Raw genomic sequence first — 25,375 nt, 5'->3', positions numbered from 1 at the left:
CGTCAAGGGAGAAGGTCGCGGCAGCGGGAGGGCATCCCACCTCATACAAACGCCCGGAATCCCTTACGGATTCCGGGCGTTTAAAGCTCTCCTCCCGGGACTGAAGGTACAAAACCGGGCAGAGCGCTTTTTCGAAGACCCAAGCGGAACTGGTTGATCAGTTCAGTTTTGCCAGGTCATTTCGAATGACGGATCTGAGTTCGTCGATCGGCTTCAGAGTATTCCCTTCTTCGAAATGCCAGAACGTCCACCCGTTGCAGGCGTCGAGGCCCTGAACCTTGGCGCCGAGGCGGTGGATCGAGCCGGCCTCGCCGCCAGAGGCAAGCGTGCCGTCGGCGCGCACGATGGCGCTGTAGCGGCGCTTAGCATCGGTCAGCACCGTGCCGGGCTTGATCAAGCCGCTCTCGACGAGCGTATTGAAAGCGACGCGCGGTTCGGCCTTCTTACCGGTCATCACGGACAGAGTCGCCTTGCCGAGCGGCTCGACTGCGGCGATGCGTTCGGCTGCGGCGTCGATATAGTCCTGTTCGCGCTCGATGCCGACGAAATGGCGGCCGAGGCGCTTTGCAACCGCGCCGGTGGTGCCGGAGCCGAAGAAGGGATCGAGCACCACGTCGCCGGGCTTGGTCGAAGCCATCAGGATGCGGGCGAGCAACGCTTCCGGCTTCTGCGTCGGATGCACCTTCTTGCCGTCGTCGCCCTTCAGCCGCTCCGAACCGGAGCAGATCGGGAACAGCCAGTCGGAGCGCATCTGCACGTCGTCGTTCGCGGCCTTCATCGCCTCGTAATTGAAGGTGTAGCCCTTGGCCTTGGCGTTCGGCGTCGCCCAGATCAGCGTTTCGTGGGCGTTCTGGAAGCGGCGACCCTTGAAGTTCGGCATCGGATTGGTCTTGCGCCAGATGATGTCGTTCAGGATCCAGAAATGCAAGTCCTGCAGGATCGCGCCGACCCGGAAGATATTGTGGTAGGAGCCGATTACCCAGAGTGTGCCGGTCGGCTTCAACACGCGGCGGCAGGCAAGCAGCCAGGCGCGGGTGAAGGCATCATAGGCCTCGAAGGAAGCGAACTGGTCCCATTCGTCGTCGACAGCGTCGACCAGCGACTGGTCCGGCCGGTGCAGCATGCCGCCCAGCTGCAGATTATAGGGCGGATCGGCGAAGACGACGTCGACCGAATTGTCGGGGAGCGCGTTCAGCGCAGCCACGCAATCTCCTTTGATGATGCTGTCCAGCCAGCTCAGCGGACGGGCGGCTCGGGAGATTTCGGCAAGCGAAACAACTGAAGACATGGGCAACTCGCAAATACGCTTACTCGGGACTGACTATAGCACTTATGGTTACCGAAGATGGTTACCAAAGCTTGAAGGCCGCCCGGGAAATTTGCGTCGCTGCCATGCCCCTCTCGGTCAGTTCGTATCGTGCTCGTGCCACTCCCGGCTGTCCGCTGGCGCCTCATGCCGTTCGTTGAGGCCGTAGTCGCGAACGACCGCCGCGATCCGCAGGCGATAGTCGGCGAAGACGCCATTCCTCCCCGCGGCCTGTGCCGCGCGATGTTCCGCACCATTGCGCCAGGCCTTCACCGCCGCTTCGTCGCGCCAGAAGGAGAGCGACAGCAGCTTGTTCGGATCGGTAAGGCTCTGGAATCGCTCGATCGAGATGAAGCCGTCTATCCCGTCGAGCAGCGACCGCAGGTCGGCGGCAAGGGCGAGATAGGCTTCGCGCTTGCCCTCGGCCGGCAGAACCTCAAAAATCACCGCGATCATCGCATCACTCCTTCCCATGTGGCAGCGAGACGTTCTTCAGGAAGATGCGATCTTCCTTGAGGATGAAACGCTCGCGCCGCGCGAATTCGTAATTCTCGCGGCCGAGCGGATCGGCGGCAAGACGCGCCCGGTACGCCTCGTAGGCGGCGAGGCTTTCGATGTTGTAGACGCCATAGGCGGTCGTCGCCGAGCCTTCGTGCGGACCGAAATAGCCGATGAGGTCAGCACCGCAGCGTGGAATGGCCTCGCCCCAATTGCGGGAATAGGTAGCGAAATCCTCCTTGCGGAAGGGATCGATCTCGTAGCGAATGAAGCAGGTGATCATGATCTTCTCCTTGTTGATGATTTGCATCATGCCCGCTTGTTCGGCCGGAATGCTTCGACTACGATCGAAGTAGGAAGGAAGGTCCCGATATCGCCCTCATCGGATCGCTGATCGGCGATCCGGCCCGCGCCAACATGCTGACCGCGCTGATGGGCGGACAGGCGCTGACGCCAACGGAGCTTGCGGCGCACGCCGGCATCACGCTGCAGACCGCGAGCTCGCATCTCGCCAAGCTCGAGGCCGGCGGATTGCTGACGCAGCGCAAGCAGGGTCGGTATCGCTACTATGCCTTGGCCGAAGACGAGGTTGGGCTGATGCTCGAAAGCCTCATGGGTTTCGCCGCCAGCCGCGGCCTGACGAGGCATCGGCCGGGGCCGAAGGATCCGGCGCTCAGAAAGGCGCGCATCTGCTACAACCACCTCGCCGGCGACTATGGCGTGCGCCTGCTGGACAGTCTGGTCGCGGACCGCCAGATCGAAGTGACTGGAGAGGACCTCGCCTTGACCGATGCAGGACGGCATCGCATCGAGGCGCTCGGCATCGACTACCCCGCGCTTCAAAAATCCCGACGGCCGATCTGCCGAACCTGCCTCGACTGGAGCGAACGCCGTTCGCATCTCGCCGGCTCGCTCGGCGAGGCGCTGCTCAGGCTGTTCATCGACAACGGCTGGGCGAAACGCGAGAAGGACAGCCGCGTGATTTGTTTCACCGACAGGGGCGAAAAAGCCTTCCTGGAGCTCTTTCCGCTATAGGCGCTTGGCCTTGACGAGCGCGTCGGCAAAACCGTCGCCCGCGATCCGTGTGCAAAACTGCGCCCATTCGCACGCCTCGCAGGCTGCCCGTATCGAGTCTGCCGCAAACGCGGCACGCAGCCGCTCCAGGCGCTCGCCGTCCAGTTGGAGGACCGAGCCGGCCGTCAGCGACATGCCCAGCAGATCGGCGACGGCGGTCAAGGCTTTGTCGTCACGGTCAAGAACACTGTCGTTCCGGCAATGGGCGTCGGGATCATCCAGCATGGGAGCGCAGATATCGTCCGGGCCTTGGACGATTTCGATCGCCTCGCCGGAGGAAAGGCGGGCGGCGATCCCGAGATAGTTGCGGGTGAAGGCGGCCGTGTAGCCCTTGCCGACATAGGTCAGCAGACACAGGAGATGGTGGCCGCGCAGGCGAACCATGGAATGTCACCTCGTCCCGGTTTCCGAAGTCGCAGTTTACGGCAGATCGCCGCTATCCGACGATAGAAAAGGCGTCGCGGACTTCCCCGCCGGCGGTCTTTACCGGCGTCTTGCCGATCCAGCCGACATGGCGCTCGAGGATCGAGGCAGCCTCCTCGCCTCTCCCCTGGCGCAGCGCTGCAAGAATGGCGCGGTGGTCGTGGTCGGTGCGTGCCTCCCAGCTGGATCGCCAGGCGGAGAAGAGAAACCGGGCGCTTGCCGCATGAAGGTCGTCAATCGCGGCGAGCAGGCGCGGCATGGCACAGGGCTCGAGGATCAAACGGTGGAACGCTCGGTTTGCCGCCTCCCAGCTACGCACGTCGCGGGATCTGTCCGCCGCGGCCGTGGCCGCCTCGGCGCGATCGAGAATGGCGGGTGCCAGGTGGGGTATGGCATGGCGGAGCGCCAGCACCTCGAGTGCCGCGCGCATCTCCGCCACCTCGCGCACCTCTTTGAGATCGAAGGAGGCGACCCGCACGCCCCGGCGCGGCTCGCTAACGGCAAGGCCTTGCGCCTCGAGCCGTCGGAAAGCCTCACGCACCGGCACGTGGCTCGCGCCGAACTCCTCGGCAACATGGTCCTGACGCAACCGCTCGCCCGGAGGGAGCGCCCCGGAGATGATCCTTTCGGCGAGCGCCCGGCTGATCCGGCTTGCAATCGTGTCATCGCGTTCGTTTGTCATGCGCTACAGATAGAGGTGCAGCCCGAGCCTGTCGAGCAAGGCACAACTTCCGCAAGACGATTTCCAAAGGTTGAGCTTTGATCCACCATCGTATAAATCTGCCCGGACCTGTTTTCGCGCCGCATCGAGCCTCCTCCCCGCCAGCGGCGCGCCTCTCCCAAGGACGCAAAATGACCGGTTTCGATCTCATCATCTTTGACTGCGACGGCGTGCTCGTCGATTCGGAAATCATCGCCTCGGAAGTCGAGGCCGGACTTCTGACGGAAGCCGGCTACCCGATCAGTGTCGAGGAAATGAGCGAGCGCTTTGCCGGCATGACCTGGCGCGACACGCTGCTGGCGATCGAGAAGGAAGCCAGCATTCCGCTCTCGGCTTCTTTGATCGATCGCGTCGACACCATTCTCGACAAGCGGCTCGCCCGCGACGTCAAGATCATCGACGGCGTCAAGCCCGTACTGCTGCAGCTGACGCTGCCGCACTGCATCTGCTCGAACTCGACCTCAGCGCGGCTCGCAACGATGCTCGGCAAGGTCGGCATTCAGGACCATTTCGGCAAGCATATCTATTCGGCGCGCGATCTTGGCCCGGACCGGGTCAAGCCGAAGCCGGACATCTTCCTGCATGGCGCCGCCCAGTTCGGCGTCGACCCGGCACGCGTCCTCGTCATCGAGGACTCGGTGCACGGCGTCCACGGGGCGCGCGCCGCCGGCATGCGCGTCGTCGGCTTCACGGGGGGCTCGCATAGCTATGCCTCGCATGCTGACAAGCTGACGGAGGCCGGCGCCGAGACCGTTATCTCGCGGATGGCCGTCCTGCCCGGCGTCGTCGCCGCGCTTGCCGAATGGTCCGAGTCCCTGACGGCCTGACCCTCACCCTCTCTAATTCCGACGGCCCTTCGCGCCGCTCATCATCGGCGCCCTCGAAAGGCGGCATGCGGTGGAAGACCCATGGTTTCCTGCGAGAAACCGCGGGTTTTCGAACGGCGCACGAGAGCTATATCAAGATCGACCACTGCATGGTTCCGGGTAGGGCCGCGCAGCAGTTCAAAGCGCTATGGCGGCCTCCGTATGTCCGGGCGCTGTAGAGGTTATTTCCAAGGAGGAACCACGATGCGTCTTTCACTATTGACCGGACTAACCCTGGCTGCCGGCGTGGCTTTCGCGCCGCTCGCCCATGCCGATATCACGATCGGCGTGATCACGCCGCTCACCGGCCCGGTCGCGGCCTTTGGCGAGCAGGTGAAGAACGGCGCCGAGGCAGCGGCCGAAGCAATCAACAATGCCGGCGGCATCAAGGGCGAGAAGATCGTCATCAAGATCGTCGACGATGCTGGCGAGCCGAAGCAGGCTGTTTCCGTTTCCAACCAGCTCGCCGGAGAGAGCGTGCGCTATGTCGTAGGGCCGGTGCTTTCCGGCACGGCGATGCCGGCATCCGACGTGCTCGCCGAGAACGGCATCCTCATGGTCACGCCGACGGCAACCACGCCCGACCTTACCACCCGCGGGCTTTGGAACGTGCTGCGCACCTGCGGCCGCGACGACCAGCAGGCCGTGGTCGCGGCCGACTATGTCGTCAAGAATCTCAAGGACAAGCGCGTCGCCGTCCTGCACGACAAGGGTGCTTACGGCAAGGGCCTCGCCGATGGCTTCAAGGCGGCGATCAACGCAGGCGGCATCACGGAAGTCGTCTACGAGGGCTTGAACCCCGGTGAAAAGGACTTCAGCGCCATCGTCACACGCCTCAAGGCCGAGAATGTCGAGGTCGTCTATTTCGGCGGCTACCACGCCGAGGCCGGCCTGATGATCCGGCAGATGCGCGACCAGGGTGTCAATGCGCAGCTGATCGGCGGCGACGGTCTCTCCAACACCGAGTTTTGGGCGATCGGCGGCAACGCTGCCGAGGGAACGATCTACACGAATGCGAGCGACGCCACCCGCCACCCGGCCGCCGCCCCGGTGATCGAGGCGCTCAATGTCAAGAACATCCCGGCGGAAGCCTTCACGCTCAACGCCTATGCCGCCGTCCAGGTGCTCAAGGCCGGCATCGAGAAGGCAGGCTCGGCCGAGGATGCGACCGCGGTTGCGACCGCGATCAAATCCGGCGAGGCGATCGACACGGTCATCGGCAAGCTGACCTATGGCGAGAGCGGCGATCTCACCTCGCCGAGCTTCTCGCTCTACAAATGGGAAGCGGGCAAGAGCGTGGCGGCCGAATAACCCGGCCGCGGACGCGTGGAAACGCCGGGCATTGCCTCGGCGTTTTTATAAGTGGCTGCAAAGAGTTGTTTTTCTTGGAGTCTGCCCCTCATCCGGCCTGCCGGCCACCTTCTCCCCGCAGGCGGGGCGAAGGGGACTCGCGGCACCGTATCGGGTCAGCGTAAGGGGCAACTCCCCCGCACCTGTGCGGCCTGCTACTGCTTCGCCTTCTGCGGTCCCTCGTCGAAGCCGACGAAGATCTTGGCATCGGCTCCGGCTCCGGCCGGCAGGGTGACGTTGGCCCTGGTGAAGACGAATTGCGTGTTGGTGCTGCCCGGCGGGACTTCGACCGGATATTGCGTCAGTTCGGAATAGAGCGTCTTTTCCCCGTCGGTCGCCGCCACGCGGATAGGCATGGTAATCTTGCCCGGACCGCCGGCGGGGCCGGCGACGACACGGCCCTGGGCGACCACGGTCACCGTCAGTGTGTCCGCGCTCTGCACGCATTGCCGCGTGGTATCGGCTAGCGAGGCCTGGTAGACCACCTTGGTCGGATCGTCCTTGCCGCCCTTCGCATAGGTGCGATAGGAGGCGGTGCCGTCCCGCAGCGTCACCGGCGGGCAAGCCGCCTGGATCACCGCCGGCGTCAGTGCGTTCGCGGTGCCGCCGGCCTCGATGGCGCCGCCGTCTTGCGTTTTGTTACAGCCTGCGGCGACCAAAAGGACAGACATTGCGATAAGATGGCGAGACACTTTGCCAGACACGTTGCACGACCCCTACTGAACCGGTGAGACTTTGAGATCACGGCAACCGCGGCGAATTCGGCCGAAGCTGGCGCAATCCTTTTGATGGCCGGAGCAGGAACCCATCTGCAATCCCCTCCTCCTCCGGACCGACGATCTTCGAGGGCCTTTCTCGACCCTCGGGCATCGTCTATAGCAGCGGCAAATCGAAAAATCGACCGGCGGGCCATCGCAAGCCTCACTTTCCGAAGCATTCGGAAATTTGCCATGGTGACAAAAATGTCCGCGCGATTTACGGCGAACTGGAACAAATAGGGGGCCGGGCGGCGGTTCTTCCTTGAAGGGTTATGCAATATCGGCGTGATAGCGCGGCGAGAGGGGCGGTCCTCCGCCAGACTGTCTGCTGTAACTTTGAGATGCGGTAACGAAGGATGAAGAAGGTGAAGTATATTTCGACGCGCGGGGAAGCAGCACCCCTCGGTTTCTGCGACGCTCTTCTGGCAGGGCTTGCTCGTGACGGCGGCCTCTACCTGCCGAAAGAATGGCCGGCCTTCTCGAAAAAGGAAATCCGTGCGCTGCGCGGCAAGTCCTATCAGGAAATCGCTTTCGCTGTTCTCGAGCCCTTCACGAACGGTGAAATTCCGGCCGCGAAGTTCCGCGAGATGATCGACGAGGCCTATGCGACCTTCCGCCATCCGGCCATCGCCCCGCTTGTCCAGACCGGCCCCAACTCCTTCGTCATGGAGCTCTTCCACGGTTCGACGCTCGCCTTCAAGGACGTCGCCATGCAATTGCTGGCGCGCCTCATGGATCATGTGCTCGCCGAGCGCGGCGAACGGGCGACGATCGTCGGGGCAACCTCCGGCGATACCGGCGGTGCCGCGATCGACGCCTTTGCCGGCCGGGAAAGGACGGACATCTTCATCCTCTTCCCGCACGGCAAGGTCTCGCCGGTGCAGCAGCGGCAGATGACGACCGCGGGGGCGTCGAACGTCCATGCGATCGCTATCAAGGGCAATTTCGACGATTGCCAGAACCTCGTCAAAGCCATGTTCAACGACACGGCGTTTCGCGACCGGGTTAAGCTGTCGGGGGTCAATTCGATCAACTGGGCGCGCATCATGGCTCAGATCGTCTATTACTTCACCACGGCGATCGCGCTCGGCGGCCCGGACCGGAGGATCTCCTTCACGGTGCCGACCGGCAATTTCGGCGATATCTTCGCCGGCTATGTCGCCAAGCGCATGGGCTTGCCGATCGACAGGCTGATCATCGCCACCAATGAAAACGACATTCTGGCGCGCACGCTGAAGACCGGCCGCTACGAGATGCGCGAGGTCAAGGCGACGACCTCGCCCTCGATGGACATTCAGATCTCGTCCAACTTCGAGCGCTTGTTGTTCGAGGCCTATGGCCGCGAGGCGGCAGGGGTGCGCGCCGCCATGGAAAGCCTCAAGCAATCCGGTTCCTTTGCCATCGAAGAGGGCGCACTGAAAAAAATTCGCAAGGAATTTCGCGCCGGCCGCGCCTCGGAGAAGCAGGTGGCGGCGACGATCCGCGAAACCTTCGAGAAATCCGGCTATCTCCTTGATCCGCATACGGCAATCGGCGTCTCGGTCGCCGCCAAGCACGAGAAGCCGTCGGCGCCAATGGTGGCGCTCGGGACCGCTCACCCCGCGAAATTTCCCGACGCGGTAAAATCGGCGAGTGGTATTGACCCCACGCTTCCGACGTGGCTTGCTGATCTCATGACTAGGGCGGAGCGTTTCGATATCCTGGATGCGGAGCTGAAGAACGTCGAAACCTTCATCGGCGAGCGTACCCGCGTTCGGGAATAGAACGAAAGATACGGATGATGAAAGTTGAGTGCACCCGGCTCCCTTCCGGGCTGACGGTGGTAAGCGAGCGAATGCCGCATTTGGAAAGCGTGGCGCTCGGGGTCTGGATCAAATCCGGTTCGCGCAACGAGACCGTGGATGAACACGGAATTGCGCATCTGCTGGAGCACATGGCTTTCAAAGGGACAAGACGGCGCAGCGCCCGCCAGATCGCCGAAGAGATCGAAAACGTCGGCGGCGAGGTCAACGCCGCCACCTCCACCGAGACCACCTCCTATTACGCGCGGGTGCTGAAGGACCACGTGCCGCTGGCGGTCGACATCCTTGCGGACATTCTGACGGAATCAACCTTCGACGAGGAGGAGCTGCGGCGCGAGAAGCACGTCATCCTGCAGGAGATCGGCGCGGCCGACGACACGCCGGACGATGTGGTCTTCGACCGCTTCGCCGAGACCGCCTACCGCGACCAGACGGTCGGGCGGCCCATTCTCGGCACGCCCGAAACGGTGATGTCGTTCACCCCCGGTCAGATCCGCCAATATCTCGGCCGCAATTATACGACCGACAGGATGTTCATCGTTGCCGCCGGCGCCGTCGACCACGACACGATCGTGCGCCAGGTCGAGGAGCGCTTTTCCACGCTGCCCGTCACGCCGCTGTCGACTCCGGTCCTCGATACAGCGCGCTACACGGGCGGCGACAGCCGCGAGAGCCGTGACCTGATGGACGCGCAGGTGCTGCTCGGCTTCGAAGGCCGGGCCTATCACGCCCGCGACTTCTACTGTTCGCAGATCCTTGCCAATATCCTCGGCGGCGGCATGTCGTCCCGCCTCTTTCAGGAGGTGCGCGAACATCGCGGCCTCTGTTATTCGGTCTACGCCTTCCATTGGGGCTTTTCCGATACCGGCATCTTCGGCATCCACGCCGCTACCGGCGGGGAAAATCTCCCCGAGCTGATGCCGGTCATCATCGAGGAGCTGCGCAAATCGTCGGCGAGCATCGACCAGCAGGAGATCGAGCGTGCCCGTGCGCAGATCCGGGCGCAACTGCTGATGGGACAGGAAAGCCCGGCGGCGCGCGCCGGCCAGATCGCCCGCCAGATGATGCTCTATGGGCGCCCCATTCCAAACGAAGAGCTGATGGAGCGGCTGTCCGGCATCACCATAGAGCGGCTGACCGATCTCGCCGGCCGGCTCTTCTTCGATACGACCCCTACCCTTTCGGCGATCGGCCCGCTCGAACAGCTCGCCCCGGTGAGCGACATTCTGTCGTCTTTGAATATCAAACCCGCTGCCGTCCAGGCGCTCGCCGGCTAGCGGGCGCAATCCCCGATCTTCAGAGTGCGGGCAGCACCTGCGGGGCCCGTGCCTTTCTTGCACAATTTCTAAAATCGGATTCGATTTAGGCGTTAACTTGTGCAACGCTTCGCAATGACACGGCGCCTTCGAACTCTTGCATGATGGCGCGGTCCGGGCTGGGATTTCGGTCCGGCTGTGTAGATTGACCTGAGCGGGATGAGGAAGAGCATGAAGCCGATCTCCGCCCGCCGGCATGCGAGTTTGGGGCCGGAGGCATATATGGCACGATCGGTATTTCGGTTCCTGTCGAGGCAGCCCGAATCGGTCGAAATCGCCAATCAGGATTACCTTCTCCGCCTGCCGCGCTACGCCGATTATCGGCAATGGTATCAATTGCGCAGCGCGAGCCGCGGCTTCCTCGAACCGTGGGAGCCCACCTGGCGGGCTGACGAGATGACCGAGAGCGCGTTTCGCAGCCGCGTCATCCGCAACGAACAGGAATATGCTTCCGGCCAGGCGGTGCCGTTGTTCCTGTTCCGCAGACCGGACGAGGTTCTCCTCGGCGGCCTGACGATCGGCCATATCCGCAGGGGTGCGGCGCAGAATTGCATGATCGGCTACTGGATGGGGCAGAAACATGCCGGCCAGGGCCACATGTACGAGGCGCTGAAGCTGACCATCCCCTACATCTTTTCGACCCTCGAGTTGCACCGTATTGAAGCAGCCTGTATTCCAGAGAACGCAAGGAGCATCCGGCTCCTTGAAAAGGCCGGCTTTGAACGCGAAGGCTACTTGAGACAGTACTTGAAGATAAACGGCCAGTGGCGCGATCACCTGATGTTCTCGCTTCTGTCCGGGGATGCCGTACCGAACAGGAATATGCCCCTTTGATGCCCGTGATCCGCAAGCCGACCGCATGGCCAGCCGCAAGGGTGGCGGCGTTTCTGGCGGCATTCGCCGTTTTCATCTTCGGCACCGCCGGCGGTGTCGCCCATGCTCTCGAACCGGTCAAGATCTCGCGCGAGGACACGGCACTCGACCTGACGGCCACGACGGAAATTTATTCCGGCCGGGGCGAGGCTTTCCAAGTGTCCACCGCGCCCGGCACGGACGGCATCGTGCGGCGCATCGAGGTCCGATCGAGCACGGAGCATCATCAGGGCGACTGGGCCGTCTTCGCGCTTGCAAATGTCTCCGAGGAGCAGCTCGAGCGGGTGATCGTCGCGCCGCATTTCCGGCTGGTCAATTCGAAACTGTTCTGGCCGGACCTCGGCTCGCAACGCATCCTGTCGATCACGCCGAGCGAGGGCTTCGCGCTCGACCGACAGCCGAGCGACGAGGCGGACGTGTTCCGCATCACCCTCAACCCCGGCGCCGTCATCACCTTCGTCGCCGAGCTTGCGACGCCGGAACTGCCGCAGATCTATCTGTGGCAGCCCGACGCCTACAAGGACACGGTCAACGCCTTTACGCTCTATCGCGGCATCGTGCTCGGGATTGCCGGGCTGCTCGCGGTCTTCCTGACCATTCTCTTCGTCGTCAAGGGCACCTCGATGCTGCCGGCGACGGCGGCGCTTGCCTGGGCGGTTCTCGCCTATATCTGTGTCGACTTCGGCTTTCTGTCGAAGCTGATCAGCGTGACGGCTGGCGACGAACGCATATGGCGAGCAGGAACGGAAGTCTTTCTGGCGGCGGGGCTGGTAATCTTCCTTTTCACCTATCTGAACCTCAACCGCTGGCATCAGCATCTCGGCTACGCGACGCTCGCCTGGATTCTCGGCCTGGCACTGCTCTTCGGCGTCGCCGTCTACGATCCCGCGATCGCATCGGGCATCGCCCGTCTCTCCTTTGCGCTGACGGCGACGGTCGGCATCGTGCTGATCGCCTATCTCGGCTTTAACCGCTACGACCGCGCCATCCTTCTCGTTCCGGCCTGGCTCCTGATCCTCGTCTGGCTGTTCGGCGCGTGGCTGGCGGTCACCGGTCAGCTCGCCAATGACATCGTCCAGCCGGCCCTCGGCGGCGGCCTCGTGTTGATCGTCCTCTTGATCGGCTTCACGGTGATGCAGCATGCCTTTGCCGGCGGCGCATACCAGCAGGGTCTCTTCTCGGACCTCGAGCGGCAGGCGCTGGCGCTGACCGGCTCCGGCGACACCGTCTGGGACTGGGACGTGGCGCGCGACCGCGTCGTGACGATCCCGGATATTTCGCACCAGCTCGGCCTTTCGCTCGGCACGATGAACGGACCGGTCCGCAATTGGGTGCCGCGGCTGCATCCGGACGATCGCGACCGGTTCAGGGCGACCCTGGATGTGCTTCTCGAACACAGACGCGGCCGCTTGAACCACGAATTTCGCGTGCGCGCCGAGGATGGGCACTATCACTGGCTGTCGATCCGGGCGCGGCCCGTGCTGGGCGCCAATGGCGAGATCATCCGCTGCGTCGGCACCATCGTCGACATCACCGAACAGCGCAATTCGGTCGAGCGGCTGCTGCAGAACGCGCTCCTCGACAACCTCACCGGCCTGCCGAACCGGCAGGTTTTCCTCGATCGCCTGCAGGCCATCCTTCTGATGTCCGACGGCATCGCTTCGACGCGGCCGACCGTTCTCGCCATAGACATCGACCGCTACAAGCAGGTCAACGACCTGCTCGGGATCGCCGCCGGCGACAACATTCTGATCGCGTTGACGCGGCGGCTGCGCCGGCTGCTGCGGCCGCAGGACACGCTTGCCCGCCTCGGCGGCGACCAGTTCGGGCTGATCCTGATGTCCGAGCGCGATCCGGCGAAGATCGCCGATTTCGCCGATGCGGTCAGCAAGGCGATCATGGTGCCGCTCAACTACGGCAACCGCGAGATTAATCTCACCGCCTCGATCGGTCTCGTTTCCTGGCTCGACCAGGAGCAGAGCGCCGCAAGCCTGCTCGACGATGCGGAGCTTGCGATGTTTCGCGCCAAGAAGGAGGGCGGCAACCGCGTCGAGCCCTTCCGGCCGGCCTTCCGAACATCCGGATCGGATCGCCTGCAGCTCGAAGCGGACCTGAAGCGGGCGATCGAACGCAAGGAACTGTCGCTCGTCTACCAGCCGATCGTGCGTCTCAGCGATGCCGAGGTCGCCGGTTTCGAAGCGCTGATGCGCTGGGACCATCCGAAGCGCGGCAGTATCTCGCCGACCGAATTCATCCCGATCGCGGAGAATTCCGACGTCATAAACCAGCTCGGCATGTTCGCCTTCGACCAGGCGACGAGCGACCTTTCCGAATGGCAGATCCAGACGGGCGATCTGCCGATCTTCGTCGCGATCAATCTTTCGAGTGCGCAGCTGCTCAACAGCGGGCTCTATGACGACGTCCGGACCATCCTCAACAAGAACCGCTGCGATCCGGCGAAGGTGAAGATGGAGCTGACCGAATCGCTGGTGATGGAGAATCCGGAACAGGCCCGGCTCGTGCTCGAAAAGCTCCGGGAAGCCGGATTGCGGCTCGCCCTCGACGACTTCGGCACCGGCCATTCTTCGCTTTCCTATCTGACCCGCTTCCCCTTCGACACGATCAAGATCGACAAGGCGCTGGTGCGCGATCCGAGCGACAAGCGCGGCGTCGTGCTGCGCTCGGTGATCGCCATGGCGCGCGAACTCGACATGCGGGTCGTCGCCGAAGGCATAGAATCGGAGGAGGATGCGATCCAGCTCGCGCAGATGGGCTGCGATTATGGCCAGAGCTTCCTGTTCGGCCCGCCCGTCGGCTCGGAATCGATCCTGCGGCTCCTGAAGGAGCGCTTTCCGCTCATGAAGAGAGCGTAATCGGGGAAAGAAGCAGGAAACCGAGCCTTCGATTAGGCGTGGCCGGCATCGGGGGAAAGCATCGCCGAAGAGACGCCGATCAGCGCAAGCGCCTGATCGTATTTCTCGTCGAGGTCACGGCTGAAGATCAGCTCTTCACGCGCCGGGCATGTCAGCCAGCCGTTGTTGGCGATTTCGCTTTCGAGCTGCCCCGGTCCCCAGCCGGCATAGCCGAGCAGCATGGTGGCCTTGACGGGCCCCTCGCCGCGCGAAATGGCCTTGACGATGTCGAGCGTCGCCGTCAGGCAGATATCGTCGCTGACCGGAATGCTCGAGTCGCTCAGGTAATCGTCCGAATGCAGGACGAAACCACGACCGGTCTCGACCGGCCCGCCAGCCTGGATCTGGAACTCACGTGCCGCCGAAGGCAGCCGGATCGCTTCTTCCGGGTCGAGCAGTTGCAGATGCAGGAGCACGTCCGGGAAGGTCAGCCGCTGGGGCCGGTTCAACACGAAGCCCATCGCGCCGTCTTCCGAATGGGCGCAGACGAAGATCACCGTGCGGGCGAAATTGGCATCGAACATGCTGGGCATGGCGATCAGGAACTGACCGTCAAGGAAACCACGTTCGCGTATCTTTGGCTGCGCCGTTGTTGCCATAATGAAAGATAGCCTATCAATTCGGCACGAAATGAAAAGCGCCTCTACGTGGCGCGGGCCGAAATTTGCACGCACGACGCTCCTTCGCGTCGATCTCCAGCTCCAACGATGCAAAGACAAGCGAATTCCACAGTTGGAGCCCAGTACGGGCGAACCATTTACCCGGCATCGTCGATCAAGCAGATATGATCGGCGGCCTTTCGCGGCGGCTGGAGACGAATGCGGAAACGCGCTAGTGCTAGGTCATGACCAGATGCCGAACCAGGAAGAAGATGGCTCAGCGCCTCGCGAAGGCAAGTCTGCTCGTCGCTCTTTTTTTGCCGTACCAGTCCGAGGCCGCCAGCAGCGACTGGTTGGCCTCCCCCGGCGGGGCGATCCGCCTTGTCGCCTCGCAGCCAAGACCGGACGGCTCCATTCCAGCGGTGCTCGAAATCAAGCTCGAGCCCGGCTGGAAAACCTACTGGCGCGACCCCGGCGCGAGCGGAATACCGCCGCAGATCACCCTCGATCCGGAAGGCGGCGTCGCTCTGGAGGCGATCCGGTTTCCCGCACCGAAGACCTTCGGCGAGGGACCGGGACGCTATGTCGGTTACGACAGCTCGGTTGCCTTCCCGCTCACGCTGAAACGGGTAAGCGGCGAAAAGGACCTGACCGTCCGGGCTTCCGTTTTCCTGGGCGTTTGCGAAGACATCTGCATCCCGGTCCAAGGCACACTGGATCTGGCGCTGAAGGCCGGTGTCTTCGACAATCCACTGGACGGCGCGCGCATCGAGGAGGCCGTGGCGGCACTTCCGAAGCCGCCATCCGATCACTTCAGGGTCACGATGACAGACTTCGAAGAGGATGCCGGCATCATGCACCTCGATCTCCGGCTTCCGCAAGACGCGGGCGAACCGGAGATTTTCCTCGCTGGGCCGGCGGGTCTCTCCTTCGGAGCACCGGTCGTGGGCGACCTCTCCGGCGCCGAGCGCCGCGTGGACATTCCCGTGAAGTTCTCCGGCAAGGACCGAAAGATGGGCGGCAAGGCGATTGCGATTACCGTGCGTGCCGGCGATCTGAGCATGGAAACCACGCTTGCCTTTGACTGACGCGTTCCTATAGTCGCTCGCAGGCTCGGCAACCCCTTTGCCGGACCGCGAGTTGAATTCGAGGAGAGAACCGTGACCATTGCTGTCGGAGACAAGCTGCCCAACGCAACCTTCAAGGAAAAGACCGCCGACGGCCCGGTCGAGATCACCACCGACCAGCTCTTCAAGGGCAAGCGCGTCGTCCTTTTCGCCGTCCCGGGGGCGTTCACCCCGACCTGCTCGCTCAATCATCTTCCCGGCTATCTGGAGAACCGCGACGCGATCCTCGCGCGTGGCATCGACGATATCGCCGTCGTCGCCGTCAATGACCTGCATGTGATGAGCGCCTGGGCAACGGCATCCGGCGGCATGGGCAAGATCCATTTCCTATCCGACTGGAACGCTGCCTTCACCAAGGCGCTCGGCCTCGATATCGATCTGTCGGCCGGCACACTCGGCATCCGCTCGAAGCGCTACTCGATGCTCGTCGACGACGGCGTGGTCAAGTCGCTGAACGTCGAAGACTCCCCGGGCCAGGCGACCGTTTCCGGCGCGGCGGCAATGCTGGAACAGCTTTGATCGATAGGGATTGGCGTTAGTCTCAGCCCCTCATCCGCCTGCCGGCACCTTCTCCCCGCAAGCGGGGCGGGGGGACTCGCGGCGCACTCTGAAGTCCCCTCTCCCCGCGGGCGGGGAGAGGGCTAGGGTGAGGGGCAATTGCCCGTCAATCAGGTATTCGAAAAGTGATACTGGGCGTGTGGCGCTACTTCGCCGCAGCCAGGCGGCCCGGCTTCTTAAACGGCTCCATTCCCTTGCGTGCCAGCTCGTCGGCGCGCTCGTTTTCCGGATGGCCGGCGTGGCCCTTGACCCAGTGCCAGGTCACTTGATGCCGGCCCCGCGCCTCATCGAGCGCCTGCCAGAGTTCGCCGTTCTTCACCGGTTTCCTGTCACCGGTCTTCCAGCCGTTGCGTTTCCAGCCGTGGATCCACTTCGAAATGCCGTCCATGACATATTTGCTGTCGGTGTGCAGATCGACCTCGCAGGGCTGCTTCAGGGCGTTGAGCGCCGAGATAGCGGCCGTAAGTTCCATGCGATTGTTGGTCGTCTCCGCCTCGCCCCCGCACATCTCCTTTTCCACTTCGCCATAGCGCAGCACCGCTCCCCAGCCGCCCGGCCCCGGATTGCCCGAGCAAGCGCCGTCGGTAAAGATGTCGACATGCTTCATTGCAAAGCCTCGGCGCGCCGCAGGCCATATTCGGCGCTCGATACGACGGCGCGGTGGAAGCGGAGTTTCGTCAGATATTCGAGCGGGTCCTTCTTGACCACGAGGGCGCCGGCCGGCGTCGTCAGCCAGTCGTAGAGGCGCGTCAGGAAGAAGCGCAGCGCCGAGCCTCGGGCCAACAACGGCAGCGCCGCTACCTCCTCCGCGGTCAGACTCCGTACGCTTTCGTAACCGGAGAGCAAGGCCATTCCCTTGGTGATGTTATAGGAGCCGTTCTTCTCGAAGCACCAGGAGTTCAGACAAACGGCGATGTCATAGGCGAGGAAGTCGTTGCAGGCGAAATAGAAATCGATCAATCCGGAAAGGCGATCGCCTAGGAAGAAGACGTTGTCGGGGAAGAGGTCGGCATGGATCACGCCGTCCGGCAGGCCCTTCGGCCAGTGCTCTTCGAGAAACGCGAGTTCCGCCGCGATCTCGTCCTTCAAGCCGTCCTGCACCTCGTCGGCGCGCGCCTCGGAATTCCGCCAGAGCGGCCGCCAGCCACCGACCGAGAGCGCATTGGTTCGTTTCAACGGGAACCCTTCGCCCGCTTCGTGCATCGATGCCAGCGCCCGGCCGACTTCGCGGCAATGCTGCGCCTCGGGCTTCCTCAGCCACATGCCTTCGAGGAAGGAGATGACGGCGGCCGGCCGGCCGGACAGCGTGCCGAGCAGTTCGCCATCGGCACGCGGCAAGGGGAGCGGGCAGGAAAGCCCCCTTTCCGCGAGATGGTGCATCAGCCCCAGGAAGAACGGCAGGTCATCGGCATTCACCCGCTTTTCGTAGAGCGTGAGGATATAGGAGCCCTTGGTCGTATGGAGAAGGAAGTTCGAATTCTCGACGCCTTCGGCGATGCCCTTGTAGGAGGTCAGAACGCCCACGTCATAGGCGGCCAGAAAGCGGATCAGGTCGTCTTCCGTGATATCGGTGTAAACTGCCAAGGGTCGCTACTTTCGGAAAAGAATTCCAGGGGATCGAAGCGGAAGCTTTATCGTCCCGCACCTATTCTCCATTGACGAAGGCCATGTCGGCGGCGGTCAACTCGACATGGCGGAGTTCGCGATTGACGAGGAAGTTCTCGTTCTCCTCGACCGTGTCGGCAAGTTCGACCGTAGCATCATAGCGCTCACGGAACGCCTCGATGATCTCGTTGACGATCACCTCCGGCGCCGAGGCGCCGGCCGAGAGGCCGACGGTCGAGATGTCGCCGATCGTTTCCCAGTCGATCTCCGAGGCACGCTGGACAAGCACAGATTTCTTTGCCCCCGCTCTCAGCGCCACTTCGACGAGCCGCTTGGAATTGGACGAGTTGGGGGCGCCGACGATCAGGAAGAGGTCGCAGCCGGGCGCCGCCTGCTTGACTGCCTCCTGCCGGTTGGTCGTAGCGTAGCAGATCGAATCGGCGGCCGGTGCCGTCAGGTTCGGGAAGCGCTCGTGCAGGCGCTTGATGACCCCCGCGGTGTCGTCGACCGACAACGTCGTCTGCGTCACGAAGCCGAGATTGTCGGGATGGGGCGGCACATACAAATCTGCGTCCTCCACCGTCTCTATGAGCGAGACGGACCCTTCCGGCAATTGCCCCATCGTGCCGATGACCTCCGGATGCCCCGCATGGCCGATCAGCACCACATGCCGCCCCAGCCGGTGGTGCCGCATCGCCTGCTTGTGCACCTTCGAGACCAGCGGACAGGTGGCGTCGAGATAAAAGAGGTTGCGTTGATCGGCATCGGCGGGCACCGATTTCGGCACACCATGGGCGGAGAAGACCACAGGCTGCTTGCGATGCTCCGGCGGAATTTCGTCGAGCTCCTCGACGAAGATCGCGCCCTTGGCCTCCAGCCCTTCGACGACATAGCGGTTATGCACGATCTCGTGGCGGACATAGACCGGAGCGCCGAACTCCTTGAGCGCCAGTACGACGATCTGGATCGCCCTGTCGACGCCGGCGCAGAAGCCGCGCGGTCCGCAAAGACGTATGGTGATCTGGGATTTTGCCGCCGTGGATGAGGCCATGAATCAGGACGCCAGTAGAACGAACAGGAGCGCGAGCATGGCCGGGCCGCCCTGCACGAGAAGAATGCGGGGCTTGACCGACCATGCGCCATATATAGCGGCAACGATCACGCACACAAGAAAGAACACCTTCAGCTCAAAGGCAAAGGTCAGTTCGGGCTGGAGCAGCGACCAGAGGAGACCTGCGGCCAGGAAGCCGTTGTAGAGCCCCTGGTTGGCCGCCAGCACCCGCGTCGTCTCGGCCCGCTCCGCCGTCATGTGGAAGACCGCCCGCCCCTGCGGCTTCGTCCATAGAAACATCTCGAGCACCAGGAAGCCGACATGCAGCAATGCGGTGAGCGCAATCAGGATGGCGGCGAGAATAGCCATTCGTTTCCCCGTTTCATTCGCCGGAATGATCTCTGCGTCGCTGACGATAGAGGTAAGCGCCGCTCACCACGACCAGCGCCCCCGCAAGACCGTACCAGGTGAGCGCATATTGAAGATGGTTGTTCGGCAGGTCGAACCGGGTGACGCCGCCGACCGGCAAGCCGCCCGGGTTTTTTGCGGCATCCGCGTCGACGAAGAAGGGAACGACACGATCAGCGGCGATGCCGGCTGTCTGTGTCATCGCGCCAAGATCCTTCCAGTAGAAGATGTTCTTGGCGATATCGTTGTCAGGCACCAGCGACGAAGGCTTTTCGGAAAGCCGCGACCGTGCCAGACCATTGATGGTCACGTTGCCGCCAACCTGCCCCTCGGCCCGCGTTGCGGCGTCCTTCTTCTCGAAGGGCACGAAGCCGCGGTTGACGAAAAGAGCGCGACCGTCCGCGAGCATGAGCGGCGTGAAGACGTAGTAACCGGTGCGGCCATCGTACGTGGCAAAGAAATGCCGCTCCTTGCCGTGGTCGTACACGCCGGACACGCTGATGGATCGATAGTCGATGTCCTCGCCGGCCGCAGCCAGCGCCTCTATCTCTCCGAGCGGCGCCGGCGGCGCCGAACGGCGCTCGGAGATCGCGGCGATCAGCGCCTCCTTCCAGTGCAGCCGCTCCAGCTGCCATGTACCGAGCGAGAGGAGCACGGCGAAGGCGATCGCGACGAGCACGATACCGCCAATCCGGCCGAGGCGCCCATGCGAGGCCGCCTTATGCATCTCGGCCACGGTCGATTTCACCCGGACGTGCATTGTTGCGGTACTGGATATTGATCAGCACGCCTTTCAACGTCCTCGTCAGCGCGAGGCTGAAAACCGTTGCCAGGGGTATCCACATCAGGAAATGCAGCCATAGCGGCGGATTGACATTGACCTCGATCCAGAGCGCCGCCCCAAGCACGACGAAGCCGACGATGAGGATGACGAAAACGACGGGACCGTCGCCGGAATCGGCAAAGCGATAGTCGAGCTCGCAGCTCTCGCAGGCCGGTCGAACTTTCAGGAAGCCGTCGAACAACCGGCCCTGGCCGCAGCGCGGGCAAAGCCCCTTGACGCCTGTCATGATGGGGTCAACCGGCGGGTACAACGCCTTGTCGTCGTTCATGGATTGATCTCGATCGCCGTGTTGTTCGGGACCATGTCCCAGATTTCGTCCATCTCGGCATTGGTAACGGCTATGCAGCCATCCGTCCAATCGAACATCTGCGTCAAAAAGGCCGCCAGCCGAAATAGTTGGGCTGACCATGGATCATGATCATGCCGCCGGGATGGAGGCCCTTGGCAGCCGCGGCCCGCACATCCTCGGGTGCCGGATAGGAGATGTGGATGGAACGGTAGAAGCTGCTCGCGTCGTTGCGCCAGTCGAGTACGTAGCGCCCCTCCGGCGTCCGCCGGTCGCCTTCCTGCATCTTGTCTCCCACGGGATTGCCGCCGAGCGCGACCGAATATTCGCGCAGGAGGCGCTCGCCGGCAAACAATTGCAGCACGCGTCGTTCCTTGTAGACGACCACCTTGTCCGCAGTTCGGCGGCGGTGACAGGTGGCGTCACGAAAACAGCTGCAGCCAGCAGCCACAAATACGCGTATTTCATCGCCCGCCCATTGCTCTCAAACGAAATAGGGCGGCTGCATCGCCGCAGCCGCCCTTTGTCCTTCGTACCGCCCCAGCCTCAGCCGTGAGCGATCGGCGCACCCCATCCGCCCCAAATATAGATGGAGAAGAACAGGAACAGCCAGACCACGTCAACGAAGTGCCAGTACCAGGCTGCCGCTTCGAAGCCGAAATGATGCTGCTGGCTGAAGCCGCCACCGAGCGCCCGGAAAAGGCAGACCAGCAGGAAGATGGTGCCGACGAGAACATGGAAGCCGTGGAAGCCGGTCGCCATGAAGAAGGTGGCGCCATAGATCGAATCGCGGAAGGCGAACGGCGCGTGCGCATATTCATAGCCCTGGACGAAGGAGAACAGAACGCCGAGCAGCACGGTAAGCGTCAGGCCGTAGATCAGGCCCTTGCGGTCGTCGTGCAGCAGCGCGTGGTGCGCCCAGGTGACGGTCGTGCCGGAGAGCAGCAGGATCACCGTGTTGTAGAGCGGCAGGTGCCAGGGGTCGAGGACCTCGATGCCCTTGGGCGGCCAGACGCCGCCGGTATAGGCGGCGCGAGCGGCCTGAATGGGCTCGCCGGCAAACAGGCTGGCATCGAAGAAGGCCCAGAACCAGGCGGCGAAGAACATCACCTCGGAAGCGATGAACATGATCATGCCGTAGCGCAGGTGCAGCGACACGACGCGTGTGTGGTGTCCCTCGCGGCCTTCCTTGATCGTATCCGACCACCAGCCGAACATCGTGTAGAAAACGATCGCCAGGCCGATCAGGAAGAGCCACGGGTTGGCAAGTTCCAGGCCGAACAGCTTGAACGAGCCGCCGGCGGCATAGCGCATGAGACCGACGCCGCCGAACGCCATGACGAAGGCGCCAATGGAGGCGAGCAAAGGCCACGGGCTCGGATCGATGATGTGGTAGTCGTGATTCTTCTGATGCGCTCCGGCCATGTCAGTAATCCCCGATAGTCCTCTCTTGTCGCCCGCACGGCATAGCCGAAACGGGCGTCCTGTCAAAGTCTGTTCTCAGTTTGCCCGTCCCTTGCCGCGGCGACCGGCTTGGACGGCTCGCGCGGATAGAAGGTGTAGGACAGCGTCAAGGTCTTGATGTCCTTGGTCTCGACCGGCCTGACGATCTCCGGATCGACGAAGAAGACGACGGGCATCTCCATTTCCTCGCCGGGCTTGAGCGTCGTTTCGGTGAAGCAGAAGCATTGCACCTTGTTGAAATAGGCGCCCGCCGCCATCGGCGTCACATTGAACGTCGCCTGGCCGGTCGTCGGCTTCGACGAGAGGTTCTTCGCGCGGTACATCACCTGCACCGTCTCGCCGATCCTGACGTCGATGTCCCGGTGAACCGGCTTGAAATCCCATGGCAGGCCGGGGCCGACATTGGCGTCGAAGGTCACCTTGACCGTCTCGTCGAGAATGACGTCGGACGCCTGCTCGACGCGCTGCGTCGTGCCGTTATAGCCCGTCACCCGGCAGAACATGTCGTAGAGCGGAACGGCCGCATAGGCCATACCGACCATCCCCGCCACGAAGGCGAGGCAGGCGCCGACGATGACACCGTTGGCGCGTTCCTTCCCGGGTGTTTGCGGCGTATCCGTCATCGCATCACCTTCAATGGGCCATGCCGCCGCCGAACTTGATCAGCGTGACGACATAGAACAGCCCGACAAGACCGGCGAGCACGAGGCCAAGTGCGATATTGCGGCCGCGGCGGGATTTCTTCTGGGCTTCGCTGAGCTTCACGGTTTCCATCAGATGACACCCCCGGCCTTGAGCCAGACATTCACGATCACATAGTCCACAAGCAGGGCCGAGAAGATCGCGAAGAGATAGGCGATCGAAAAGGCGAAGAGCTTCTTGGCCGGCAGCATCCTGAGGTCGCTTTCCGGCATGCGCAGCACGGCGAGCGAATACCAGACGAAGCCCAAGCCAAGAGCAGTCGCGAAGGCTCCGTATCCAAGGCTCGCAAAACCGAGCAGCGTGGGACAGATGCCGCTCAGCGCGGTCAGGAGCGCGTACACCACGATCTGCCGCTTGGTCGTCGCCTGGCCGCAGACATTCGGCATCATCGGCACGCCGACGGCGCCGTAGTCGCCCATCTTGAAGAGCGCCAGCGCCCAGAAATGCGCCGGTGTCCAAAGGAAGATGATGAGGAAGAGCACGATGCTCTCGACCGACACGCCCCCGGTTACGCAGGCCCAGCCGATCATCGGCGGGAAGGCCCCGGCGGCACCACCGATCACGATGTTCTGCGGCGTCGAGCGCTTCAGCCACATCGTGTAGATCACTACATAGAAGAAGATCGTAAAGGCGAGCAACCCGGCTGCGAGCCAGTGAACGGCGAGCCCAAGGATGATCACGGAAAATGCCGACAGGGTGAGGCCGAAGGCGAGCGCTTCCTGCGGCAGGATCTTGCCGGCGGGGATGGGGCGCTTGGCGGTGCGGCTCATCACCGCATCGATATCGGCGTCGTACCACATGTTCAGCGCACCGGAGGCGCCGGCGCCGATGGCGATGCAGAGAATGGCGATGAAGCCGATGACCGGATTGATTTGTCCCGGCGCAAGGACAAGCCCGGCAAAGGCAGTAAAGACGACAAGCGACATGACGCGCGGCTTCAAGAGCTCGAAGTAATCGCGCGCAGAGGCTTCGGACAGGCGCGGTGCGCCTTCCATGCCGACTGCCTCGTGATTGTCGATGAGCGTCATGTCTCTTTCCTGAACTAGCTGCGGCCGGATAGGCCGCATCATGCCGGAAGGCCGGCGGGGAGAAGCCGCCGTCACCGGCGGCTTCTGTTCGTTGTCCGTCACTTGATCCGCGGGAGCTGCTCCCACTGGTGGAACGGCGGCGGAGAGGACAGCTGCCATTCGAGCGTGTTGGCGCCCTCGCCCCACGGATTGTCGCCCGCGACGCGCTTCTTCGAGAAAGCTTCGGCGACGCCGAAGAGGAAGATCAGCACACCGACGGCGGCGACATAGGAGCCGTAGGACGATACCATGTTCCAGCCGGCGAAGGCATCCGGATAGTCGATATAGCGGCGCGGCATGCCGGCGAGACCCAGGAAGTGCTGCGGGAAGAAGATGAGGTTCACGCCGACGAACATCACCCAGAAATGCAGCTTGCCGAGGAACTCGGAGTACATGTAGCCGCTCATCTTCGGGAACCAGTAGTACCAGGCCGCAAAGATCGCGAAGACGGCGCCGAGCGACAGAACGTAGTGGAAGTGAGCAACCACATAGTAGGTGTCGTGAAGCGCCCGGTCGAGGCCGGCATTAGCGAGCTGAACGCCCGTGACGCCGCCGACGGTGAAGAGGAAGATGAAGCCGATCGCCCAGACCATCGGCGTGGTGAAGCGGATCGAGCCGCCCCACATCGTGGCGATCCAGGAAAAGATCTTCACGCCCGTCGGAACCGCGATGACCATCGTCGCGAAGACGAAGTAACGCTGCGTCTCGAGCGACATGCCGACAGTATACATGTGGTGCGCCCACACGATGAAGCCGACAGCGCCGATCGCGACCATGGCATAGGCCATGCCGAGATAGCCGAAGATCGGCTTGCGCGAGAAGGTTGAGATGATGTGGCTGACGATGCCGAAGCCCGGCAGGATCAGGATGTACACTTCCGGATGGCCGAAGAACCAGAACAGGTGCTGGAACAGGATCGGATCGCCGCCGCCGTCAGGCGCGAAGAAGGTCGTACCGAAGTTGCGGTCGGTGAGCAGCATGGTGATGGCGCCCGCCAGAACCGGCAGCGACAGCAACAGCAGGAAGGCGGTGATCAGCACCGACCACGCGAAGAGCGGCATCTTGTGCAGCGTCATGCCCGGCGCGCGCATGTTGAGGATCGTCGTGATGAAGTTGATGGCGCCGAGGATCGACGAGGCACCGGCAATGTGCAGGCCGAGGATCGCCAGATCCATGGCCGGCCCCGGCATGCCGGAGGTCGAGAACGGCGGATAGATCGTCCAGCCGCCGCCGGCCCCGTAGGCGCCCGCCGGGCCTTCGACGAACATCGAAAGCAGCACCAGCAGGAAGGCCGGCACGATCAGCCAGAACGAGATGTTGTTCATGCGCGGGAAGGCCATGTCCGGCGCGCCGATCATGATCGGCACCATCCAGTTGGCGAAGCCGCCGATCAGGGCCGGCATGACCATGAAGAAGATCATGATCAGCGCGTGGGCGGTGGTGAAGACGTTGAACATGTGCTTGCCGCCGTCGATGGCAGCATCGCCTTCGAAGCCGTAGACCATCTGCGCCAGACCGTGGAAGATCTGGATGCCGGGCTCCTGCAGTTCGGCGCGCATGAAGACCGACAGCGTACCGCCGATGATGCCGGCAATGATCGCGAAGATCAGGTAGAGCGTGCCGATATCCTTGTGGTTGGTCGACAGGAACCAGCGCTGAAAGAAGGTCAGCGGCTGGTGAGCGTGGTCTGCATCATGGGCATGATCGGAATGATCATGACGGTGATCGTGGTGAACGGCTGTTCCAGCCATGGGTCGAGCTCCCC

29 protein-coding genes are annotated in these 25,375 nt (G+C 63.0%); 9 read left to right on the top strand and 20 right to left on the bottom strand.

Annotated features, from left to right (window positions below; genetic code table 11):
* Nucleotides 1-157: 157 nt before the first annotated feature.
* From NXT3_RS04805 to NXT3_RS04795, 3 genes are all read right to left on the bottom strand, one after another.
* Complete coding sequence (locus NXT3_RS04805) at nucleotides 158-1,288, bottom strand: site-specific DNA-methyltransferase (RefSeq protein ID WP_037413429.1); 1,131 nt, start codon at nucleotides 1,286-1,288, stop codon at nucleotides 158-160.
* 117 nt (nucleotides 1,289-1,405) lie between these two features.
* Nucleotides 1,406-1,762, bottom strand: a complete 357-nt coding sequence (locus NXT3_RS04800; RefSeq protein WP_097526276.1) for an antibiotic biosynthesis monooxygenase family protein — start codon at nucleotides 1,760-1,762, stop codon at nucleotides 1,406-1,408.
* A 4-nt stretch (nucleotides 1,763-1,766) separates the two neighbouring features.
* Nucleotides 1,767-2,087 (bottom strand): NIPSNAP family protein, encoded by a 321-nt coding sequence (locus NXT3_RS04795; RefSeq protein ID WP_037413749.1) that lies wholly within the window; start codon nucleotides 2,085-2,087, stop codon nucleotides 1,767-1,769.
* 89 nt (nucleotides 2,088-2,176) lie between these two features.
* Here NXT3_RS04795 and NXT3_RS04790 point away from each other — a divergent pair, with 89 nt between their 5' ends.
* Complete coding sequence (locus tag NXT3_RS04790) at nucleotides 2,177-2,839, top strand: winged helix-turn-helix domain-containing protein (RefSeq protein WP_104838873.1); 663 nt, start codon at nucleotides 2,177-2,179, stop codon at nucleotides 2,837-2,839.
* On the opposite strand, the gene NXT3_RS04785 is transcribed toward NXT3_RS04790, so the two are convergent.
* Both NXT3_RS04785 and NXT3_RS04780 read right to left on the bottom strand, forming a co-directional pair.
* Nucleotides 2,834-3,262 carry a DUF1284 domain-containing protein gene (locus tag NXT3_RS04785; RefSeq protein WP_037413424.1) on the bottom strand — a complete coding sequence of 143 codons (429 nt, stop codon included), beginning with the start codon at nucleotides 3,260-3,262 and terminating at the stop codon, nucleotides 2,834-2,836. The genes NXT3_RS04790 and NXT3_RS04785 overlap by 6 nt on opposite strands.
* 52 nt (nucleotides 3,263-3,314) lie before the next feature.
* A complete protein-coding gene (locus tag NXT3_RS04780; RefSeq protein ID WP_097526278.1) occupies nucleotides 3,315-3,983 on the bottom strand; it encodes a GntR family transcriptional regulator in 669 nt (222 codons plus the stop codon).
* Nucleotides 3,984-4,153: 170 nt separating this feature from the next.
* Between NXT3_RS04780 and NXT3_RS04775 the strand changes: the two genes are divergently transcribed.
* Nucleotides 4,154-4,849 carry an HAD family hydrolase gene (locus tag NXT3_RS04775; RefSeq protein ID WP_037413420.1) on the top strand — a complete coding sequence of 232 codons (696 nt, stop codon included), beginning with the start codon at nucleotides 4,154-4,156 and terminating at the stop codon, nucleotides 4,847-4,849.
* A 243-nt stretch (nucleotides 4,850-5,092) separates the two neighbouring features.
* Complete coding sequence (locus tag NXT3_RS04770) at nucleotides 5,093-6,199, top strand: ABC transporter substrate-binding protein (RefSeq protein WP_037413418.1); 1,107 nt, start codon at nucleotides 5,093-5,095, stop codon at nucleotides 6,197-6,199.
* Nucleotides 6,200-6,393: 194 nt separating this feature from the next.
* Here NXT3_RS04770 and NXT3_RS04760 read toward each other — a convergent pair whose 3' ends face one another.
* Nucleotides 6,394-6,942: a hypothetical protein gene (locus tag NXT3_RS04760; protein WP_104838871.1), complete on the bottom strand. Its 549-nt coding sequence runs from the start codon at nucleotides 6,940-6,942 to the stop codon at nucleotides 6,394-6,396.
* A 410-nt stretch (nucleotides 6,943-7,352) separates the two neighbouring features.
* Between NXT3_RS04760 and thrC the strand changes: the two genes are divergently transcribed.
* The 4 genes from thrC to NXT3_RS04740 all read left to right on the top strand — a co-directional run bounded on the left by thrC (nucleotide 7,353) and on the right by NXT3_RS04740 (nucleotide 13,860).
* Nucleotides 7,353-8,759, top strand: a complete 1,407-nt coding sequence (thrC, locus tag NXT3_RS04755) for a threonine synthase (protein ID WP_172900163.1) — start codon at nucleotides 7,353-7,355, stop codon at nucleotides 8,757-8,759.
* A 14-nt stretch (nucleotides 8,760-8,773) separates the two neighbouring features.
* On the top strand, nucleotides 8,774-10,075 hold the full coding sequence (locus NXT3_RS04750) for a M16 family metallopeptidase (RefSeq protein ID WP_104838870.1): 1,302 nt from the start codon (nucleotides 8,774-8,776) through the stop codon (nucleotides 10,073-10,075).
* 261 nt (nucleotides 10,076-10,336) lie between these two features.
* A complete protein-coding gene (locus tag NXT3_RS04745; RefSeq protein WP_104839934.1) occupies nucleotides 10,337-10,948 on the top strand; it encodes a GNAT family N-acetyltransferase in 612 nt (203 codons plus the stop codon).
* Entirely contained in the window at nucleotides 10,948-13,860 is a 2,913-nt protein-coding gene (locus NXT3_RS04740) for a sensor domain-containing phosphodiesterase (RefSeq protein ID WP_097526279.1), read from the top strand. The genes NXT3_RS04745 and NXT3_RS04740 overlap by 1 nt, the downstream gene beginning before the upstream one ends.
* Before the next feature lie 32 nt (nucleotides 13,861-13,892).
* Here the strand turns inward: NXT3_RS04740 and NXT3_RS04735 are convergent, their stop codons facing one another.
* Nucleotides 13,893-14,498 carry a YqgE/AlgH family protein gene (locus NXT3_RS04735; RefSeq protein WP_104838869.1) on the bottom strand — a complete coding sequence of 202 codons (606 nt, stop codon included), beginning with the start codon at nucleotides 14,496-14,498 and terminating at the stop codon, nucleotides 13,893-13,895.
* A 245-nt stretch (nucleotides 14,499-14,743) separates the two neighbouring features.
* Between NXT3_RS04735 and NXT3_RS04725 the strand changes: the two genes are divergently transcribed.
* Together NXT3_RS04725 and NXT3_RS04720 are read left to right on the top strand one after the other, a co-directional pair.
* The gene (locus tag NXT3_RS04725) at nucleotides 14,744-15,586 is read left to right on the top strand and encodes a protein-disulfide reductase DsbD domain-containing protein (protein WP_176536606.1); all 843 of its coding nucleotides are present in this window, start codon (nucleotides 14,744-14,746) and stop codon (nucleotides 15,584-15,586) included.
* A 72-nt stretch (nucleotides 15,587-15,658) separates the two neighbouring features.
* Complete coding sequence (locus NXT3_RS04720) at nucleotides 15,659-16,144, top strand: peroxiredoxin (protein ID WP_037413410.1); 486 nt, start codon at nucleotides 15,659-15,661, stop codon at nucleotides 16,142-16,144.
* Between the two features lie 184 nt (nucleotides 16,145-16,328).
* On the opposite strand, the gene rnhA is transcribed toward NXT3_RS04720, so the two are convergent.
* The 13 genes from rnhA to ctaD all read right to left on the bottom strand — a co-directional run bounded on the left by rnhA (nucleotide 16,329) and on the right by ctaD (nucleotide 25,361).
* Complete coding sequence (rnhA, locus tag NXT3_RS04710) at nucleotides 16,329-16,790, bottom strand: ribonuclease HI (protein ID WP_037413409.1); 462 nt, start codon at nucleotides 16,788-16,790, stop codon at nucleotides 16,329-16,331.
* Nucleotides 16,787-17,767 (bottom strand): homoserine kinase, encoded by a 981-nt coding sequence (locus NXT3_RS04705; protein ID WP_104838868.1) that lies wholly within the window; start codon nucleotides 17,765-17,767, stop codon nucleotides 16,787-16,789. The genes rnhA and NXT3_RS04705 overlap by 4 nt, the downstream gene beginning before the upstream one ends.
* 61 nt (nucleotides 17,768-17,828) lie before the next feature.
* A complete protein-coding gene (ispH, locus tag NXT3_RS04700) occupies nucleotides 17,829-18,839 on the bottom strand; it encodes a 4-hydroxy-3-methylbut-2-enyl diphosphate reductase (protein ID WP_104838867.1) in 1,011 nt (336 codons plus the stop codon).
* Nucleotides 18,840-18,842: 3 nt separating this feature from the next.
* Nucleotides 18,843-19,208, bottom strand: a complete 366-nt coding sequence (locus NXT3_RS04695; RefSeq protein ID WP_104838866.1) for a DUF1304 domain-containing protein — start codon at nucleotides 19,206-19,208, stop codon at nucleotides 18,843-18,845.
* 13 nt (nucleotides 19,209-19,221) lie between these two features.
* Nucleotides 19,222-20,007, bottom strand: coding sequence for an SURF1 family protein (locus NXT3_RS04690; protein WP_104838865.1), 786 nt, complete (start codon nucleotides 20,005-20,007; stop codon nucleotides 19,222-19,224).
* Nucleotides 19,967-20,359, bottom strand: a complete 393-nt coding sequence (locus NXT3_RS04685; protein WP_104839933.1) for a DUF983 domain-containing protein — start codon at nucleotides 20,357-20,359, stop codon at nucleotides 19,967-19,969. The genes NXT3_RS04690 and NXT3_RS04685 overlap by 41 nt, the downstream gene beginning before the upstream one ends.
* A complete protein-coding gene (locus NXT3_RS32270; protein WP_423827991.1) occupies nucleotides 20,356-20,466 on the bottom strand; it encodes a L,D-transpeptidase family protein in 111 nt (36 codons plus the stop codon). Before NXT3_RS32270 ends, NXT3_RS04685 begins: the two co-directional genes overlap by 4 nt.
* Nucleotides 20,463-20,741, bottom strand: coding sequence for a L,D-transpeptidase family protein (locus NXT3_RS32265; protein ID WP_234828080.1), 279 nt, complete (start codon nucleotides 20,739-20,741; stop codon nucleotides 20,463-20,465). Before NXT3_RS32265 ends, NXT3_RS32270 begins: the two co-directional genes overlap by 4 nt.
* A gap of 182 nt (nucleotides 20,742-20,923) precedes the next feature.
* On the bottom strand, nucleotides 20,924-21,802 hold the full coding sequence (locus tag NXT3_RS04675; RefSeq protein WP_037413402.1) for a cytochrome c oxidase subunit 3: 879 nt from the start codon (nucleotides 21,800-21,802) through the stop codon (nucleotides 20,924-20,926).
* Between the two features lie 62 nt (nucleotides 21,803-21,864).
* Nucleotides 21,865-22,464 (bottom strand): cytochrome c oxidase assembly protein, encoded by a 600-nt coding sequence (locus tag NXT3_RS04670; RefSeq protein ID WP_097526286.1) that lies wholly within the window; start codon nucleotides 22,462-22,464, stop codon nucleotides 21,865-21,867.
* 10 nt (nucleotides 22,465-22,474) lie between these two features.
* Nucleotides 22,475-22,615 carry a cytochrome c oxidase system small membrane protein gene (locus NXT3_RS04665; RefSeq protein WP_037413400.1) on the bottom strand — a complete coding sequence of 47 codons (141 nt, stop codon included), beginning with the start codon at nucleotides 22,613-22,615 and terminating at the stop codon, nucleotides 22,475-22,477.
* Nucleotides 22,615-23,571: a heme o synthase gene (locus NXT3_RS04660; RefSeq protein WP_037413399.1), complete on the bottom strand. Its 957-nt coding sequence runs from the start codon at nucleotides 23,569-23,571 to the stop codon at nucleotides 22,615-22,617. The genes NXT3_RS04665 and NXT3_RS04660 overlap by 1 nt, the downstream gene beginning before the upstream one ends.
* A gap of 98 nt (nucleotides 23,572-23,669) precedes the next feature.
* Entirely contained in the window at nucleotides 23,670-25,361 is a 1,692-nt protein-coding gene (ctaD, locus tag NXT3_RS04655; RefSeq protein WP_037379304.1) for a cytochrome c oxidase subunit I, read from the bottom strand.
* Between the last annotated feature and the right edge of the window lie 14 nt (nucleotides 25,362-25,375).

This window comes from Sinorhizobium fredii, from assembly GCF_002944405.1.
In the GTDB taxonomy this organism is placed as follows: domain Bacteria; phylum Pseudomonadota; class Alphaproteobacteria; order Rhizobiales; family Rhizobiaceae; genus Sinorhizobium; species Sinorhizobium fredii_C.
The sequence above is the reverse complement of the archived record's forward strand: the minus strand, read 5'-3'. Positions and strand labels throughout refer to the sequence as shown.